Source organism: Acinetobacter sp. 1542444 (genome assembly GCF_000581835.1).
Classification (GTDB): domain Bacteria; phylum Pseudomonadota; class Gammaproteobacteria; order Pseudomonadales; family Moraxellaceae; genus Acinetobacter; species Acinetobacter pittii.
In genome coordinates this window covers 1-15,846 of the sequence record NZ_JEYA01000011.1, presented here as the reverse complement: position 1 = coordinate 15,846, position 15,846 = coordinate 1, and the positions used below count along the sequence as shown (strand labels likewise).

Below are 15,846 nucleotides of genomic sequence, written 5' to 3'. Positions count from 1 at the left end.
TCAGATTAATTAGCTAAAGTCTAACTCTTTTTCAAATGACTTTAACTCGTGGCGAGCCATTGCTAAATTTGACTTACTCCGGTCAAGGACTAAGTAAAGGAATAAATTATTATTGCTTTCTAGAGGTCTAATTAAATGGTATGCCTTACCTAATGTAATTAAAATGTCTTCAATATTGTCATTTAATTTCAAAGCATTGGCGATGTTTCGTTTTGCACGGATTACTTCTGTATTGCCGGCAGCTGCCAATTCTAAATCAATTTCCCCACCACCTTGAGTTGCAAGTGATAAACCACTTTCTGAATCAACAAGTGCAGATGCAATAAAACCATCAATTTCAGTTAAGCTATCTAAAGAAAGTTTAGCCATGTTTTTATCTCTCAGGATTCTAAAATTATATTTACTACTTTTTCCTAAAAGTAGTTGAAATTCATTATATTTCTGCTCAATTTGAAGTCAATAAATCAAAGAAATAGAGAAATTGTTGTTTTGGGAAATAAGTGACAGAAAATGTCAGATTATAAAAAATATTATAAGATTATTTTTACATTATACTTTTAATATTGTGCTGAGTTTTACATTATATATTTTAAAATCTGAATAAAACAATTGTAATAGAATGTTAATAAAATATTGAAAAATAAAATATTCTAATTTTAATCATAAAAAGGGGAATAATGAATTCCCCTTTTTTATATAAAAATCAAATTAAACGAGCTGTGTATAAATACAGTAGAGATAGCCCAAAATTGCTAAAGCAACTACAGGGGCAACAATCTTTGACCATGTAGGTACAGAAATTTCGGCAGCTTGTTCTTCAATATGCACGTCATCATGATGAGGTTGGGCTTGGTGAACCATTTGGTTGAACTCCTTCATTGTTGTATCCAATGATAGCTCTTCTTGTTCCACAGGTTTAGAACCAATTAATTCATTTAGGTGGTTTGTTGACCAAACCCAATCTTCAGCTTGACCTGATAAGTGTTCAATCTGACCTAAAATTAATTCTTTTAAGCCATTATGCCCAAAACCACCTGTTTCATCGAGCTGATTAAGTTCTGCTAACTGCAAAGTTAAAATTTCAGAAATACTCTGTTCTAGTTCTGAATTTTTTAAAGTCGACTGATTATGTTTAGAAGTCGTTAAATGACGAGCAACTTCTTGAATATAAAGTGGATCTGAGGTTTTGATTTCTTGATAAATCTTATTGTCATTCTGACGCCATAAACTAATCAGTTTTCCAAGCGTAAGAATATTCACCTCATCAATCAGTTTATTTTTTTCATTAACTGGATATTGATTTAAAAGCTGAGGCTTTTGAATTTTTATCTGCTCAGCAAAGTATTGGACTAAATCAAATGCCATGCTTTCTTCCTCTAAATTTAATCTAAAATTCTTAACGATGGTTTTTTCTTAGTCGATGTTGTTTCAGTTGCTTCTTGTACTTCTGACTCTACTGTATTTTCTACAGGTGTTACATTGGCATATTCTTCAGGATCAAAGAATAAACCTTGTCCATTTTCTCGTGCGTAAATCCCTAAAACCGCTTGAATAGGAACATAAATGTCTTTTGATGCTCCGCCAAAACGAGCTGAAAAAGTAATAGCTTCATTGGTAATAAGCAATTGATGAACTGCATGGGGCACAATATTTAGAACAATTTGCCCATCTTTAACAAATTGTTGCGGAACGTCGGTATGCGGTTGTGTCGCATCAACTAATAGATAAGGAGTAAGTTGGTTATCACAAATCCATTCATAGATTGCACGAGCAAGATAAGGACGTGTAGGGGTTAAATCAATAGTTTGCTCAGACATATCACGCTATTCCATATTTAATAGTTCATTGTAACGGTTTTTCTCTTGAGGCGTCATTGATTTAGCAAAAGAAGGCCGTTCAAAGATACGTTTACAGTACAAAAATATAGGTCGACAGTGCTGTTTGGGTAAATCAATTCCCATGCTATTTAATCTTAAAAAGATAGGCGCAAGCATGCAGTCTAAGATTGTAAAATTCTCAGACATGAAATACGGAAAATGCTGAAATAGGGGAGTAAGTGAAATTAATGTTTCACGTAGTTCTTTTTGAGCTTTTTGCTTTTGTTCGACATTTAGAGAGTCCGCATGTTTTAACATGTGATCTGCTAACTTAAACCAGTCGTTTTCAAGTCTCCAGATATACTGACGCTGTTCTGCACGCATCATAGGTGCATCGGCATAAAGCTTACTTTGACGATAACGATCATCTAAATATTCAGCGATGATAGGTGCTGAAAATAATTTAAGATTTTGTTCGACCAGCATCGGTAATTGGTTGTAAGGATTTAAGCTGGCTAAATCTTCGTCTTCATGGTCAGTTATGATTAATTGATATTTGATTTGTTTTTCTGCTAATAAGAAACGAATCCAATGAGAACGGAAATCATCAGCATGACTGTACAGGGTAATCCCCTGAATAGAGGTGTTTTCGACCGACATATCACAAGACGACGTGGTTGAGTGAATCGATTAGGATACTAAAAATGCTGTAGGAAATCACGGTTCTAAAGAGATAGTTTGTTTATATTTATAAGTTTGTATTTGGTGGCTCTATTTTCATAATAAAAAAGCCTTGGAAAAATCCAAGGCTTTTTGTCCAACTCGATAAACGAATTAACGTTTAGAGAATTGAGGACGCTTACGAGCTTTACGTAAACCAAGTTTCTTACGTTCAACTTCACGAGCATCACGAGTAACGAAACCAGCTTGACGTAGAACAGGTTTTAAAGTTTCGTCAGCAGCGATAAGCGCACGAGTAATACCGTGACGGATCGCGCCAGCTTGACCACCGATACCACCACCTTTAACAGTGATGTAAAGGTCAAACTTTTCAGTAACTTCTAAAAGTTCTAAAGGTTGACGAACAACCATACGAGCAGTTTCACGACCGAAATATTGCTCTAAAGTACGGTTGTTAATAACGAGTTTACCTGTACCAGCTGACAAGAAAACACGTGCAGTTGCGGTCTTACGGCGACCTGTACCATAATTAGTAGCCATGTGCTGTATCCCTTAGATGTCCAAAACTTGTGGCTGTTGAGCAGCATGCGGATGCTCAGTACCAGCGTACACTTTCATTTTTTTGATCATTGCATAACCAAGAGGACCTTTTGGTAACATGCCTTTAACCGCTTTTTCAAGAACAGCTTCAGGTTTGTGAGCAATTAACTTCTCGAAGTTAGTCTCACGGATACCACCAGGGAAACCAGTATGGCGATAATATTTCTTATCAAGTGATTTTTTACCAGTCACTTGAACTTGTTCAGCATTAATCACAACGATGTAATCGCCAGTGTCAACGTGAGGAGTATAAGAAGTTTTGTGCTTACCGCGTAAACGACGAGCGATTTCAGTCGCAAGGCGACCTAAAGTTTTGCCAGAAGCATCAACAACATACCAGTCATGTTGAACTTCAGCTGGCTTAGCGCTGAGAGTTTTCATTAAACCACTACCTATTATAGTTGGTTTGGACTATGGAATCTGTCCAAACAAAAGGAGCGAGCATTCTAAACGAGTTTGTCCAAACTCACAAGAAAAATCCAGTTTAAGCCATATAATTTAATCCATAAACTGATGAATGTCAGATATGTTAAAATCAAACAAATTCTTGTTATGTGTCTGGAGTGATTGTGCTGCCATTATATGTCACTTCCGGTGAGCCGGCTGGTATTGGTCCAGATATCTGTTTGAGCTTGGCTAAGCGGGTTGATGAACGCCCTGTTGTTATCTTGGGTGACCGAGACTTATTAGAGCAACGTGCCCAAAAAATTGGGGTCGATATTCAATTTATAGAATATACCGGACAGCCTGAATCGTCATCTCTGAATGAACTCTATATAGAACATGTGCCTTTAGAAGCAGCTGTCATTGATGGTCAATTAAACCCAGCTAATGCAGCTTATGTATTAGAGCAACTGCGTCGTTCAGCTGATTATGCGATGTCTGGTAAAAGTGTGGGAGTAGCCACGGCACCCGTGCAAAAATCGGTTATTAATGATGCTGGTATTTTGTTTAGTGGTCACACTGAATATTATCAAGAGTTTGCAGGTGTAGAGCGTGTCGTTATGATGCTTGCAACCAAAACCTTGCGTGTCGCGTTAGCAACTACACATTTACCTTTAAGAGATGTAGCAGATGCAATTACCAAAGAGCGATTGCATCAGGTTATTGATATTTTACTGCATGACTTAAAAACTAAATTTAAGATTACAGACCCACGTGTACTCGTGTGTGGTTTAAATCCTCATGCAGGTGAAGATGGTTATTTGGGCCGTGAAGAGATTGAAACCATTAATCCAGTACTCGAAAGCTATCGAGCGCAAGGGCTTAAAATTAGTTTAAGTTTGCCGGCAGATACCTTGTTTACTCCAGAACATCTTAAAAATGCAGATGCTGTACTTGCCATGTACCATGATCAAGGTTTACCTGTGTTAAAATCACAAGGGTTTGGTGAAGCCATCAATATTACATTGGGTTTGCCTTTCATTCGAACTTCGGTTGACCATGGCACTGCGTTGTCTTTGGCTGGGACTGGTTTGGCAAAAAGCTCAAGTTTAAATGTCGCTGTTGATTTAGCTTTATCTTTAGCAGCGAGCTAAATTTTTCATGTTGGAAATGTTCTATGTATCAAATTAATGCCCTAAACCCGAAAGATGAAGGGCATAAAGCTCGTAAACGTTTTGGTCAAAACTTCTTACATGATCAACGAGTCATTGCCAAAATTGTGCGCTCTGTAAGTCCGCGTACAGGCGACAATATTGTCGAGATTGGACCTGGTTTAGCTGCCTTAACATCTCCTTTAATTGGGGAATGTGATGCATTAACAGTAGTGGAGCTAGATCGTGACTTAGCTGCTGGGCTACCAGAACGTGTTCCACATCCTGAACGTTTGACGATTATAGAAGCTGACGCATTAAAATATGACTTTAGCGAACTGGTAAAAGATGGCCGACCATTACGTGTAGTCGGTAACTTACCTTATAACATTTCAACCCCATTACTCTTTCATCTCTTGGAATTTGGCAGCAAAGTTAAAGATATGCACTTTATGCTGCAAAAAGAGGTGGTTGACCGTATTACTGCTGAACCGAATACGAAAGAATATGGACGCTTGTCGGTAATGATTCAATATTACTGTCAACCAACATTTTTATTTGAAGTGCCGGCTGGTGCATTTAACCCACCACCTAAAGTAACGAGTGCTGTTTTCCGCCTTGTTCCTTATGATCAAAAGCCAATTACAGCAAAAGATGAAAAAGCTTTAGCTCGGCTGGTTGCCCATGTATTTACTCAGCGCCGCAAAACATTAAGAAACAGTCTTAAAGGTATGATTGCAGAAGATGGCTTTGAAAAAGCTGGTGTTGATCCGATGGCTCGTCCAGAGACCTTAACACTTGCCCAATTTGTTGCTTTGGCCGATCAAATGGTGGCGTAAATGACTAAGCGTTTTAACTATGTTATTGGCGATGTGCAGGGGTGTTTTGAAGCTCTAAAAGCCTTGCTTAAAGAAATAAGTTTTGATCCAGATCAAGACTTTTTATGGTTTGCTGGTGATTTAGTCGCACGTGGTGAAAACTCGGTAGGGGCATTACGTTTTATTAAAAAGCTTGCTGATCGTGGAGCTGCTGCAACTGTACTTGGAAATCATGACCTGACTTTAATTGCGGGTGCGCGTGGTTTAAAAGAGATTAAAGAAAAAGATCGTACCCAAGACGTTATTGATGCTATTGATGGTGATGAGTTAATCGATTGGTTACGTAAACAGCCATTATGTTTATTGCCAAACGAGCATACGATCCTTACTCATGCTGGCGTACCTTGTATTTGGGATGCGCAAAAAACTGTAATGTTGGCAAAAGAGGTTGAGGCTGTACTCGCAAATGAAGATTTATCTGTATTGGATGCTTTTTTAGCAGACATGTATGGTTCTAAACCAGATTTGTGGGAAGATAACCTAACTGGTTCTGCGCGTTTACGTTGTATTACCAATTATTTGACTCGCATGCGTTTAACGAATGCCGAAGGGGCTTTAGAGTTTAGTTTTAAAGATTCTTTGGATGCACCAATGCCGGATGGTTATTTACCTTGGTTTGAATTTCCGAGTAAAGCCGCACAAACTCATCAGATTATTTTTGGTCATTGGGCTGCGCTCGAGGGCCGAACTATTAATAAGCAGATCCAGAATATCGATGGTGGCTGTGTTTGGGGCAGAAAATTAATGGCTTATCGACTTGAAGACAAAGAAATTTTTTCTGTTGAAAATCCTGTGCAAATATAAGAAAAGCAATGTTTTTCTATGAGTGCAAGATGAAGCTTGTAGCTGAGCTAAAAATAAAAAAAGCCGCAGAAGCGGCTTTTTTATTAGGAACTATTACTCTACTCGAATCCAGATTTGATTACGCCCTAAAGCTGAAACTCCGAGATAACCGCGCATATGTAAGCGTTTGCCAGTTGAACTAAGTTTTGCTTTAAGTCCGTAAACTTTGCCAGTATTTGGATCTAAAATTTTACCGCCAGTATAGTTCAGTCCATCTACCTGTTTTAAACCAGTTGCGATATCCAGACCTAAAATCGGTTTATTGGTATATGGCGCAGGGCAATTATCACAAATTTCTTTAGGCGTATAACCTGGGCGCGGCGTTACTTTGATAATTTTCCCAGCATATGTCCCGTTCGCTTCTTTTCGTATTTCTACCTGTGCTTTAGGAGCACCTGTCTTATCATCAATTGTTTGCCAGAGACCTGTAATATCTGCTGCGAATGTAGCAGTATTAATCCCCAATAAGAGCAGAGCTCCAATAAAAATTTTCCCCATAATTAAAAATCCTTTTAACTTTGAAAGGTCATCTTATTTGGAATTGATAGACCGTTCAATGTTTATTTAATCAACTTCTTAATTATGGTGTTCCAAAAGATAACATTAATGTTGGTAGCCAAATTGCAGTAAATACACCGTTCAATGCCATACCAAATGCAGCGTAACGGCCTGCAACAGGCCCGCGTTGCCAAGCTTGAGCTGTTCCGATGGCGTGTGCAGCTAAACCTAAGGCTAAACCTGATGCTCTCTCATCATGAATATGTTTAAGTAAGAATGGTGAGAATGCTGCGCCAATTACCCCAGACAAAATAACAATAAGGGTTACGAGTGTTTCAGGAGCATGTAATAAAGTCGCGATGTTCAGAGCAATTGGAGTGGTTACTGCACGGGTGGCAAATGCAAGAATGGTAGGTTCAGACATATGTAATAAGTAAGCCAGCCCCATAGGTAGAGCAACGGCGCTAATACTTGCAAAAAGTAAAATACCAATGACCGATTTAATTGGAAGATCATCGTAACGCATTGCAGCTAAAGGAATGGCTAAGGCTACAGTGACATAACCTAATAGATGACCAAATAAGTCATTCACATAAAAGCGATACTGTTCATATGGCACATGTAGAACTGAAAGTAAGCCAATCACAATGAACATGCCGAAAACTAAAAGTGGAACTTGAGGGAAACGTCGGTTTAAAGGCTTTGCACACAGATAACCAATGAGTGTGATCAAAAATCCGTAGAAAATCGTAAACATTTTATTCTCCTTATAACCAACGTTTTGCCATTTTTGCATAGACCCACAAAGGTATAAGGGTACTGACCACTAAAACAAAAAGAAATAATGGAATTTCCTTACCCATATGTACGAGCATAATTAATGAACCTGCACAGATAGGTAAAAACGCGAATCCACTTTCTTTCATGATTTTATTATTGGTATCTACTATTCGAAGTGGAATTTTTTTAAACTTTCTCCAAATCAGTAAAATAATAAGTAAGCTGATTAAACCGACCAGATTACCTAATTCTGGATGACCAAAAGCACGCATGACAACGACAGAGCCTTCACGAAAACCAATAATGAGTAGTAATGTAATTACCCATGCTGTCCAGTCTATACTTTTGATCTTATCCATATTTTTTATCTCTAAAAGTTTACTTATCAAGTTTTAACTGATATCGCCCTTGATTTCAAACTCTTCCAAGGGGCGCTTAAATTGACTCGCGTGTTCTCCCAAGATTTCATCCAATGGAAGCTTTGCTTGGCGAATCAGCTTTTCTAACTTATGTGGTGCAATCTTCACATCAATATGTAATAAGCCTGCATCATCATAATGTTCAGACTCAATCACATTTAAGGCATAAAGTTGAGTACGTAATTTGCCATAAGCAGGCTTAAGCACGAGTGAAAACTTTTGAATTTGGCCCATTAAGCATTCTTGCACTGCTTTTTGGAGCAACTCTAGACCTTGACCAGAATGAGCTGAAACATAAACTCGATCTGGTACATGTGGTTCGGCATAAATAATTTTGGCCTCTTCACCACTTAGATCAATTTTATTGTATACCCGAAGTACGGGAGCATCAGCACCAATGTCTTTTAATACGCCTTCAACCGCTTCAATTTGGTCAAGCATGTCGTGGCTACTACTATCAATAACATGCAGTAAAAGGGTTGCTTCTAGTGTTTCTTCAAGTGTTGCTTTAAATGATTCAACCAAATCATGCTGTAAGTTTCGTACAAAACCTACGGTGTCCGCGAGTACAACAGTACCGATACCATCCCAGTCTAAACGGCGTAGGGTTGGATCGAGTGTTGCAAATAGTTGATCAGCTGCGTATACATCACTATTAGCTAAAATATTAAATAAAGTCGATTTACCAGCGTTGGTATAACCTACTAATGAAACTGTTGGAATAGCTGCCTTTTGTCTTGCAGCACGCCCTTGCATACGAGTCTGTTGGACTTTGTCTAATTTATCTTTTAATTGGGTAATACGAACACGAATGAGACGGCGATCTGTCTCTAGTTGTGTTTCACCAGGACCACGTAAGCCGATACCACCTTTTTGTTGTTCAAAGTCGGCAGACCAACCACGAATAAGACGAGTAGATAAATGTTTAAGCTGAGCAAGTTCGACTTGTAACTTACCTTCATGTGTACGGGCACGCAGCGCAAAAATATCTAAAATTAAGCCTGTGCGGTCAATAACTCGGCATTTTAATATTCTTTCTAAATTTCGTTCTTGAGCAGGTGATAACGCATGGTCAAAGATAACCAGACTCGCTTCTAGCTCCTGAACTTGCTCTGCAATTTCTTCGACTTTTCCGGAGCCAATAAAAAATTTAGGATTAGGCTTATTACGCTGAACCTTAATATGTTCAAGGATATCTGCACCAGCAGACTGTGCAAGTAGAGCAAACTCTTCGGCATCCAGATCATCTAATAATTGTACAGAAACACTCACTAAGATTGTGCGTTCACCGCCTTGATGCCGATCAACATATTCCACGTGGCTATAAATCCTGAAAATGGGAAAACTTTATTCTAGAGGAAACTTAAGCAAAAGGGGAAAGCGTTTGTTCTTATCCTTTAGATTAGTTATATGAGATTAGTCTAGTGTTTAGATTTATTTTATTTGCCGTTCTCTAACGTCAATGCAAGTTTATTACGAAACGTATAGAATGACTTGAGATGGGTATAACAATGATTAATCGTTAGTGAAATTTTATGGCTCAAACGCAAAGTATAGTTAATTCAACGTTAAAGAAATTATCAAAAATAGGTTTATACGGAAAAAAGGTCACTTCTGCCACGGCCGCAATTAGTGAAGGTTTTTATCTAGTTTATCGACATGGGCTTTATAAAGATCCTAATAATCCTGTTAATACACGTTATGTCCAATACTTTTGCCGCCGTTTATGTCAGGTTTTCAATTTAGATATAGAAGTGCATGGCACAATTCCTAGAGAACCAGCTTTATGGGTAAGTAATCATATTTCTTGGTTAGATGTTGCAGTTCTAGGCTCAGGTGCGCGAGTTTTCTTCCTGGCTAAAGCTGAAATTGAAAATTGGCCTATTCTTGGAAATTTAGCCAAAAGTGGTGGAACGTTATTTATTAAGCGTGGATCTGGCGATTCCGTCAGAATTCGTGAGCAAATTGCTGAATTTTTAAAACAGAATATTCCCGTATTATTTTTCCCTGAGGCCACAACTACAGATGGGCATTCTGTTAAAAAAGTACATGGACGATTACTAGGAGCAGCGATTGAAGCACAGCGTCCAGTACAGGTTTGTTTGATTTGTTATGTAAATCGCGATGGACAATTAGATACAGTTGCGCCATTCATTGGTGACATGACATTTGCCGAACATATTCAACGCGTACTTGAAATGCCTAAAGTAACAGCTCATCTGTTAACTTTGCCTCCTATTTCAGTGGAAGGGCATGACGTCAAAAGTTTAACGCGCGAAGTTCAAGAAAAAATGGTGGAAGGTTTGGCCCAACTACATCAGAAAGTACTTAAGCCAAGAAACTAATTACATAAATCCTTCAAGTGGCAGCCATGAAAGAAACTTCATGCCTGCTTTTTGCCACCATTTCATCTCAGGTTCCTGTCTATAAATTACAGGACCATTTGGAGTTTCTTGCTGCCAATAAATGTGATTGTTAGTGTCGAGCTTTAATTTATAAGCATACTTATTTAAATTTTCATCCATTGTATGGTGAATCGTCTTAGCCAGCGATGGGCTATCTAAAATCACACCAATTTCAGTATTTAGGTAAGCTGAGCGCGGATCAAAGTTAAATGAACCAATAAAAACCTGCTCATCTAATGCCATCAGTTTAGTATGTAAACTTGATCGGCTTAGCCCTTTCATATTTACTTTAGCTTTAGTGGCAAGCTCATCTGTATTTTTATTTAGATCTCTTTTATCTGGTGTTGGTAAAAATTCATAAAGTTGTACGCCGTTTTTAAGCAATTCTTTACGATATTTCCCATAAAAGGCATGTACAACAGCAACGTCATTTGCTTTAAAAGAATTCGTTAAAACTCGAACTTCAACACCCTCTTTGGCAAGCGTGCTTAAAATCTTGGCACCTTGTTTTTCAGGAATAAAATAAGCAGAGATTAAGTCAACGTTACTTTCTGGTTTTTCCAAATGATTAATTAACTGGAAATTGAGGTGTTCTTCTTTCTTAGCTTTCGATTTGATTTTATCAGGTGAGTCTTTTACGACTTCTGCTTTGACCCAATCAAATTGAATATTGTGATTTAGCCATTGATCAAATGCATGAGATTTTGCGGTTAAGTTTAAAAAGTTTTGGACGGTAGCTTGTTGATAGTGTGCTTCGAGTTGTTCTTTTAAGCCTTCATAGCGTAAACGGTGCTGCTCAGGACTTACGATACTTTGAACTGAATATGCATATTCATGATTCCAGTAATCATCAAACGAATTTACGATATCATCAACAGCAGCGCCTACCAACATTACATCGACATCAGAAAACTGATAGCTATCGCTTACATTGTAATATTGATTGGTCATGTTACCCCCGCCAATAAGAGCAACCTCATTGTCGGCAATAAAACTTTTATTGTGCATACGACGATTGATACGTTTTAAATCCAGCACCATATCCATCGCACGGTATTTACGGAAACGATAGGGATTAAAAAGCTTAACTTCAATATTTTTATGCTGAGAAAGGGCCAGTAAAATCCCTTCAATTTTTTTTGCATTATTGTCATCAATAAGAAGTCGGACTTTTACACCTCGATCAGCTGCACGAATAATCGCGTGCAAGGCTAAAGCACCAACTTTGTCATTATCCCAAATGTAATATTGTAAATCTAAAGTCTTTTCAGCTTTATCAATTAATCTGAGTCGGGCCGCGAGAGCCTCCAGCGGATCATTTAGAACATGGAAACCCGTTAACTTTGGATTTTGCTGGCGTAAAGGTGTAATAATTTTAGCAAGTGAAGTCTCAGAGGTATCAATATCTTTAGCATATTGTACTGGTTCAACCCCATGTTTTGGCAGAGTACTACATCCTGTCAAACCCACAGCAAAACTTGAACATAGGACTATAGAGGCTTTTATCAAAAAGCCTTGAGCTTGTTGATTCGTTTGAAGCTGTTTGGAAGGAAAGGATTGTGCCATAATCAGTACATACGATAAGGTGAGCTAGAGTATAATTCGTGCATATTGAAAGATAAATATTGAATTTGATTACTAGCAATCAATATAAGATAAGTCGAGAGTCGTAATGTGGAATCCGAATTCAATCATTTTTTGTTTTTACTTTATTTTTTCAATACTTGCTCTATGGGGAATTTCTGAGGCTTGGATTCATCAATCACGAACCGAGACGATTCATCCATTTAAAGCTTTTGTACATCTACTCGCATTTTATCTCTCTTATCTACTTATTCCTCTCTGGTTTTTTAATTTATATGCTGCTTGGATTGGTTACTACTCAATTCATCAAGGTATTTTCATCTTTTTCTTAAGTGGCGTGTTAATTTACGCCCGATTTATCGAACCTCATTTAGTCCGTGTTGATACTCATCAATATCGCTTAAACCCAGATCGTAGTTTTGATAAGCCAGTAAAAGTAGCCTTAATTGCAGATTTACATATTGGTTTATTTTCAGGGCATGAACGTCAGCTCAAAACCATAGTTAGAAAATTAAATGAACAGCAACCTGATTTAGTGGTAGTCGCTGGTGATTGGACATATGAGCCGGAAGACAGATTGATTGAAGAGTTAAGAGTTTTAAAAGAAATTCAGGCACCTGTATATTCTGTTCCTGGGAATCATGATGAGCAATATCCTGGCCCACCAATTCAGCAACTATTAAAAGATGCCCTATTTTATAATGAAGTTGTTGATATTGAAGGTAAGATTGTTGATTTCGATGAGTTCCGTTTGATTGGTATTGGTGACCTCTGGGCAGGCAAAACCGATATGCGCTCTATGCCAGATTTACCGCAAGACAAGCCTTGGTTAATTTTATCTCATAACCCTGATACGGTAGATATGGTACCTAAATTACCGAATCGACCATTAATGTTATCTGGGCATACACATGGAGGGCAGGTAGAGCTTCCATGGTTGACTAACTATATTATGAAAAAAGTATCAATTTTAGGTCATAAGCGTGGATTTTACTCTCACGAGCATGCGGATGTCTTTGTTACCGTTGGTACAGGAATGGTTGGAATTCCTTTGCGTTTCAGAGTGCCACCAACCATTGATATTATTGAGCTAGTTTAAAATAAAAAAGCCAATCACAGAGGATTGGCTTTTTTATGAGTTAAATCTACTTATGGAATAACGACAATCGCAACACGTCGGTTAATCGCACGGTTTTCATTGGTTGTATTTGGCACATAAGGTTGCGTTGAACCACGGCCAATCACGTAGATATTTTCTTTTTTAAATCCACGTGTTAAGAAAAGGTTTGCCACACTTTGAGCACGCTCTTCAGATAACTTTTGGTTATATGTAGCATCACCAACATCATCAGTATGACCAACAATTTTCAATTTATTCAAGTCATATTTATTCAATTGATTTGCTAGACGTACTAATTCAGCTTCATGACTTTGTTTTAACTGCGCATTATTAAAGTCAAATAATAAGCGTTCTGGTAAACCTAAAGTCCAGCCTTCATCAGTAAGAACGAAACCTTCTTTTTTGAGCAATTTTACTTGACGATATTTTAATGGACCAAAACTCAGGCACCCTGCAAGAGTAATGCATAGCAATGCAATAAAAGAGAGTTTTAAAGATCTTGTATTCATAGATTAGCCTAAATTTAATTTTCAGGTTTATAGATAAACCAGTGTTCATCCGAATTTTTAGCCTTATACATTGCTTGATCTGCTTGCATAATGAAATCTTCGGGGCTAGATGCAAATTGTGATAAAGCAATACCTACACTGAAACTGAAGTAAATGGTTTGACCATTTAGATGCAAAGGTTCTTTACAGCTTTCGAGTAAATTTTCAGCAATAGATATTAAATGATCAGCATGACTAATGGAATGCAAAATGACAGCAAATTCATCACCACCTAACCTTGCAATAAAATCTTGATGACGCAAACGAGTTTGCAGGCGATTCGCCATTTCTTTTAAAACTTCATCGCCAGCTAAATGGCCAAATTGGTCATTAATTGCTTTGAAGTTATTGTTATCTATAAATAATAATGCAGACTTATTATCAAACCCTTTATCTTCAAACATGTCTAAAAGGATTTGGTAAAAATAATGTCTATTAGGTAATAAGGTGAGCTGGTCGTGATGAGCCTGAAAGGATAATTTACGATTTTCCTTTTGTAGCTGGTTATCCCATATTTGAATTTCTTCAAGTAACTCGTTAAAAACGGTATTTAAATCTTGAAATTCTTTAATTCGGTTATAAGGAAAACGAAGATTATAAGCTTTTTGTTCACTTACAATTTGAGCAATATTAGTAAGTGGGTAAATAGCCTGCATAATTTGACGATAAGTTAAGTTCACTGACCACCATAAAGCGCAAACAATAAACAACATTGCAATCGCAAGCCCTACCATAATCATTTTGAGGAACTGCAATATTTTTTCAGAGCTACCAAAAAGTGTGAGTTCACCTACATTTTGTTCATGATGATAAATTGTAAGATGAACAGGCTCATTTAAAAACCAGTGATCAAACCAGCCTTCTAAAATTGAAGTTTGACTTGATAATTTAAAACTTTGGGCGATCAGATGATGTTCTGAATCATAAATATGAATAGTACGAATTGAATGATCATTCGTATATTCATTCAAAATCTGCTCTATTGTAATTTTATCATTAAACACGACTGCAGGCTGAATACGCTCTAATAGAGTATGACTAAGCAATTGCAAATTCTGTTTGGCATAAGTTTCCATAGTAAAAACGGAAATTGAGACAAACGTAAAAGAGCAAATAAAAAAAGTAATAGCAAAAATAGTAAATTGAGATTTTCTAAATAATGCGTGTAGTGAAGTGGACTGATACAACTTTGATATCATGATCCTTACTCCGCATTCTTAGCCAAGAGTAATACTCTCGGATCAATATGGACTTTGGAGTGACTTAAAGCATCTAAGTTAACTTTAAAGGTAGTGTAATTATTCTGAGTATATAAACAAAAGATACTTCCTATCTCGCACTCTGAATTATTAATACTTAAAGAAAGTAAAGAATGATAAGGATAGTTTTGAATAAGGTTTTGTTGTTGCTGCGGAGAAGTACTAGAAAAATAGACAGCCTGACAATGTGACCGAGCAAAATCTTTCGCATTTACAGTTTGAACACGATAATTATAAGACATTTGCTGGATGTAAGATTGAAAAGTAGATGTAATAGAAGGGTTATCAATTACACAAAGAGTAGGAGTATTTACATTCTCCCACTTACTGTAGCTTAGGATAGATAAAGTAAGTACATAGAAATTATGTTTTGAATTGGCATAACAAGGCCCACTCGTAGCAAGCACTACAAGTATGCAAACAAATACTTTTTTAGCGAACTGCCACATGGTGAGTTAATGCCAAACTATTGCACGAATAATCTATTCTACATGAAGTTGATAACGTAAAAAAAGTTTAATATCTCATCTAAAAGTGACCAAAAAGCTTAAAAATTGTCCAGTTGATGATATTGATTTAAAAAAAGGGTTGCAAAGGGGATGAGATGGTCTATAATGCACATCCATCGGCGGTGATGCAGATAGAAACTTGTTGAAAAACAGTTACTTGGAATTGAGTTGGTTGCTTTAAGTGATGAATTTGATGGTAAGTTGGTTTTAAGATTAAGTTTTAAAAATATCGAAATTACCTGTTGACTTTTAAGAGATTAAGAGTAATATAGCCGACCTAGCTTGCTGGTGACGAACCAGGAAGAAGATCATTAAGAGAATTGAAGAACAACTTGTGTGGATTTTTACTGATTGATTAATCGAAATAATT

General features: G+C 37.2%; 19 protein-coding genes. 5 read left to right on the top strand and 14 right to left on the bottom strand.

What is annotated here, in order from left to right:
• Positions 1-9: 9 nt before the first annotated feature.
• From J580_RS22450 to rplM, 6 genes are all read right to left on the bottom strand, one after another.
• On the bottom strand, positions 10-369 hold the full coding sequence (locus tag J580_RS22450; protein ID WP_003656109.1) for a hypothetical protein: 360 nt from the start codon (positions 367-369) through the stop codon (positions 10-12).
• Between the two features lie 339 nt (positions 370-708).
• The gene (locus J580_RS22445) at positions 709-1,365 is read right to left on the bottom strand and encodes a hypothetical protein (protein ID WP_005065252.1); all 657 of its coding nucleotides are present in this window, start codon (positions 1,363-1,365) and stop codon (positions 709-711) included.
• A gap of 17 nt (positions 1,366-1,382) precedes the next feature.
• Positions 1,383-1,817 carry a ClpXP protease specificity-enhancing factor gene (locus J580_RS22440; RefSeq protein WP_005065250.1) on the bottom strand — a complete coding sequence of 145 codons (435 nt, stop codon included), beginning with the start codon at positions 1,815-1,817 and terminating at the stop codon, positions 1,383-1,385.
• 6 nt (positions 1,818-1,823) lie between these two features.
• Positions 1,824-2,477, bottom strand: coding sequence for a glutathione S-transferase N-terminal domain-containing protein (locus J580_RS22435; protein WP_005065247.1), 654 nt, complete (start codon positions 2,475-2,477; stop codon positions 1,824-1,826).
• 174 nt (positions 2,478-2,651) lie between these two features.
• Positions 2,652-3,038 carry a 30S ribosomal protein S9 gene (rpsI, locus tag J580_RS22430; RefSeq protein ID WP_002048725.1) on the bottom strand — a complete coding sequence of 129 codons (387 nt, stop codon included), beginning with the start codon at positions 3,036-3,038 and terminating at the stop codon, positions 2,652-2,654.
• A gap of 12 nt (positions 3,039-3,050) precedes the next feature.
• Positions 3,051-3,479: a 50S ribosomal protein L13 gene (gene rplM, locus J580_RS22425; protein WP_002117832.1), complete on the bottom strand. Its 429-nt coding sequence runs from the start codon at positions 3,477-3,479 to the stop codon at positions 3,051-3,053.
• 173 nt (positions 3,480-3,652) lie between these two features.
• Between rplM and pdxA the strand changes: the two genes are divergently transcribed.
• Genes pdxA through J580_RS22410 form a run of 3 tightly spaced genes read left to right on the top strand, consistent with a single transcriptional unit; the run spans position 3,653 to position 6,315 of the window.
• Positions 3,653-4,636, top strand: a complete 984-nt coding sequence (gene pdxA, locus J580_RS22420; protein WP_081309249.1) for a 4-hydroxythreonine-4-phosphate dehydrogenase PdxA — start codon at positions 3,653-3,655, stop codon at positions 4,634-4,636.
• Positions 4,637-4,659: 23 nt separating this feature from the next.
• Complete coding sequence (rsmA, locus tag J580_RS22415; RefSeq protein WP_005065242.1) at positions 4,660-5,472, top strand: 16S rRNA (adenine(1518)-N(6)/adenine(1519)-N(6))-dimethyltransferase RsmA; 813 nt, start codon at positions 4,660-4,662, stop codon at positions 5,470-5,472.
• A complete protein-coding gene (locus J580_RS22410) occupies positions 5,473-6,315 on the top strand; it encodes a symmetrical bis(5'-nucleosyl)-tetraphosphatase (RefSeq protein ID WP_032006023.1) in 843 nt (280 codons plus the stop codon).
• Positions 6,316-6,408: 93 nt separating this feature from the next.
• Here the strand turns inward: J580_RS22410 and J580_RS22405 are convergent, their stop codons facing one another.
• The 4 genes from J580_RS22405 to hflX form a co-directional block, all read right to left on the bottom strand.
• Positions 6,409-6,852, bottom strand: a complete 444-nt coding sequence (locus J580_RS22405; RefSeq protein WP_002117847.1) for a DUF2147 domain-containing protein — start codon at positions 6,850-6,852, stop codon at positions 6,409-6,411.
• An 82-nt stretch (positions 6,853-6,934) separates the two neighbouring features.
• Complete coding sequence (locus tag J580_RS22400; RefSeq protein WP_032006021.1) at positions 6,935-7,609, bottom strand: LrgB family protein; 675 nt, start codon at positions 7,607-7,609, stop codon at positions 6,935-6,937.
• Positions 7,610-7,619: 10 nt separating this feature from the next.
• Complete coding sequence (locus J580_RS22395; protein WP_002117849.1) at positions 7,620-7,991, bottom strand: hypothetical protein; 372 nt, start codon at positions 7,989-7,991, stop codon at positions 7,620-7,622.
• A 33-nt stretch (positions 7,992-8,024) separates the two neighbouring features.
• The gene (gene hflX, locus J580_RS22390) at positions 8,025-9,368 is read right to left on the bottom strand and encodes a ribosome rescue GTPase HflX (RefSeq protein ID WP_014207696.1); all 1,344 of its coding nucleotides are present in this window, start codon (positions 9,366-9,368) and stop codon (positions 8,025-8,027) included.
• Positions 9,369-9,586: 218 nt separating this feature from the next.
• Here hflX and J580_RS22385 point away from each other — a divergent pair, with 218 nt between their 5' ends.
• The gene (locus J580_RS22385; RefSeq protein WP_032006019.1) at positions 9,587-10,396 is read left to right on the top strand and encodes a lysophospholipid acyltransferase family protein; all 810 of its coding nucleotides are present in this window, start codon (positions 9,587-9,589) and stop codon (positions 10,394-10,396) included.
• On the opposite strand, the gene J580_RS22380 is transcribed toward J580_RS22385, so the two are convergent.
• Entirely contained in the window at positions 10,397-12,022 is a 1,626-nt protein-coding gene (locus tag J580_RS22380; protein WP_032006017.1) for a phospholipase D family protein, read from the bottom strand.
• A gap of 106 nt (positions 12,023-12,128) precedes the next feature.
• Here J580_RS22380 and J580_RS22375 point away from each other — a divergent pair, with 106 nt between their 5' ends.
• On the top strand, positions 12,129-13,139 hold the full coding sequence (locus J580_RS22375) for a metallophosphoesterase (RefSeq protein WP_032006015.1): 1,011 nt from the start codon (positions 12,129-12,131) through the stop codon (positions 13,137-13,139).
• A gap of 50 nt (positions 13,140-13,189) precedes the next feature.
• On the opposite strand, the gene J580_RS22370 is transcribed toward J580_RS22375, so the two are convergent.
• From J580_RS22370 to J580_RS22360, 3 genes are read right to left on the bottom strand one after another with little or no spacing between them, the layout of a single operon-like run.
• Positions 13,190-13,669: an OmpA family protein gene (locus J580_RS22370; RefSeq protein ID WP_002117846.1), complete on the bottom strand. Its 480-nt coding sequence runs from the start codon at positions 13,667-13,669 to the stop codon at positions 13,190-13,192.
• A 14-nt stretch (positions 13,670-13,683) separates the two neighbouring features.
• Positions 13,684-14,907 (bottom strand): diguanylate cyclase domain-containing protein, encoded by a 1,224-nt coding sequence (locus J580_RS22365; protein WP_005065229.1) that lies wholly within the window; start codon positions 14,905-14,907, stop codon positions 13,684-13,686.
• 5 nt (positions 14,908-14,912) lie between these two features.
• Positions 14,913-15,416 (bottom strand): YfiR family protein, encoded by a 504-nt coding sequence (locus J580_RS22360; RefSeq protein WP_002117836.1) that lies wholly within the window; start codon positions 15,414-15,416, stop codon positions 14,913-14,915.
• Positions 15,417-15,846 lie beyond the last annotated feature (430 nt).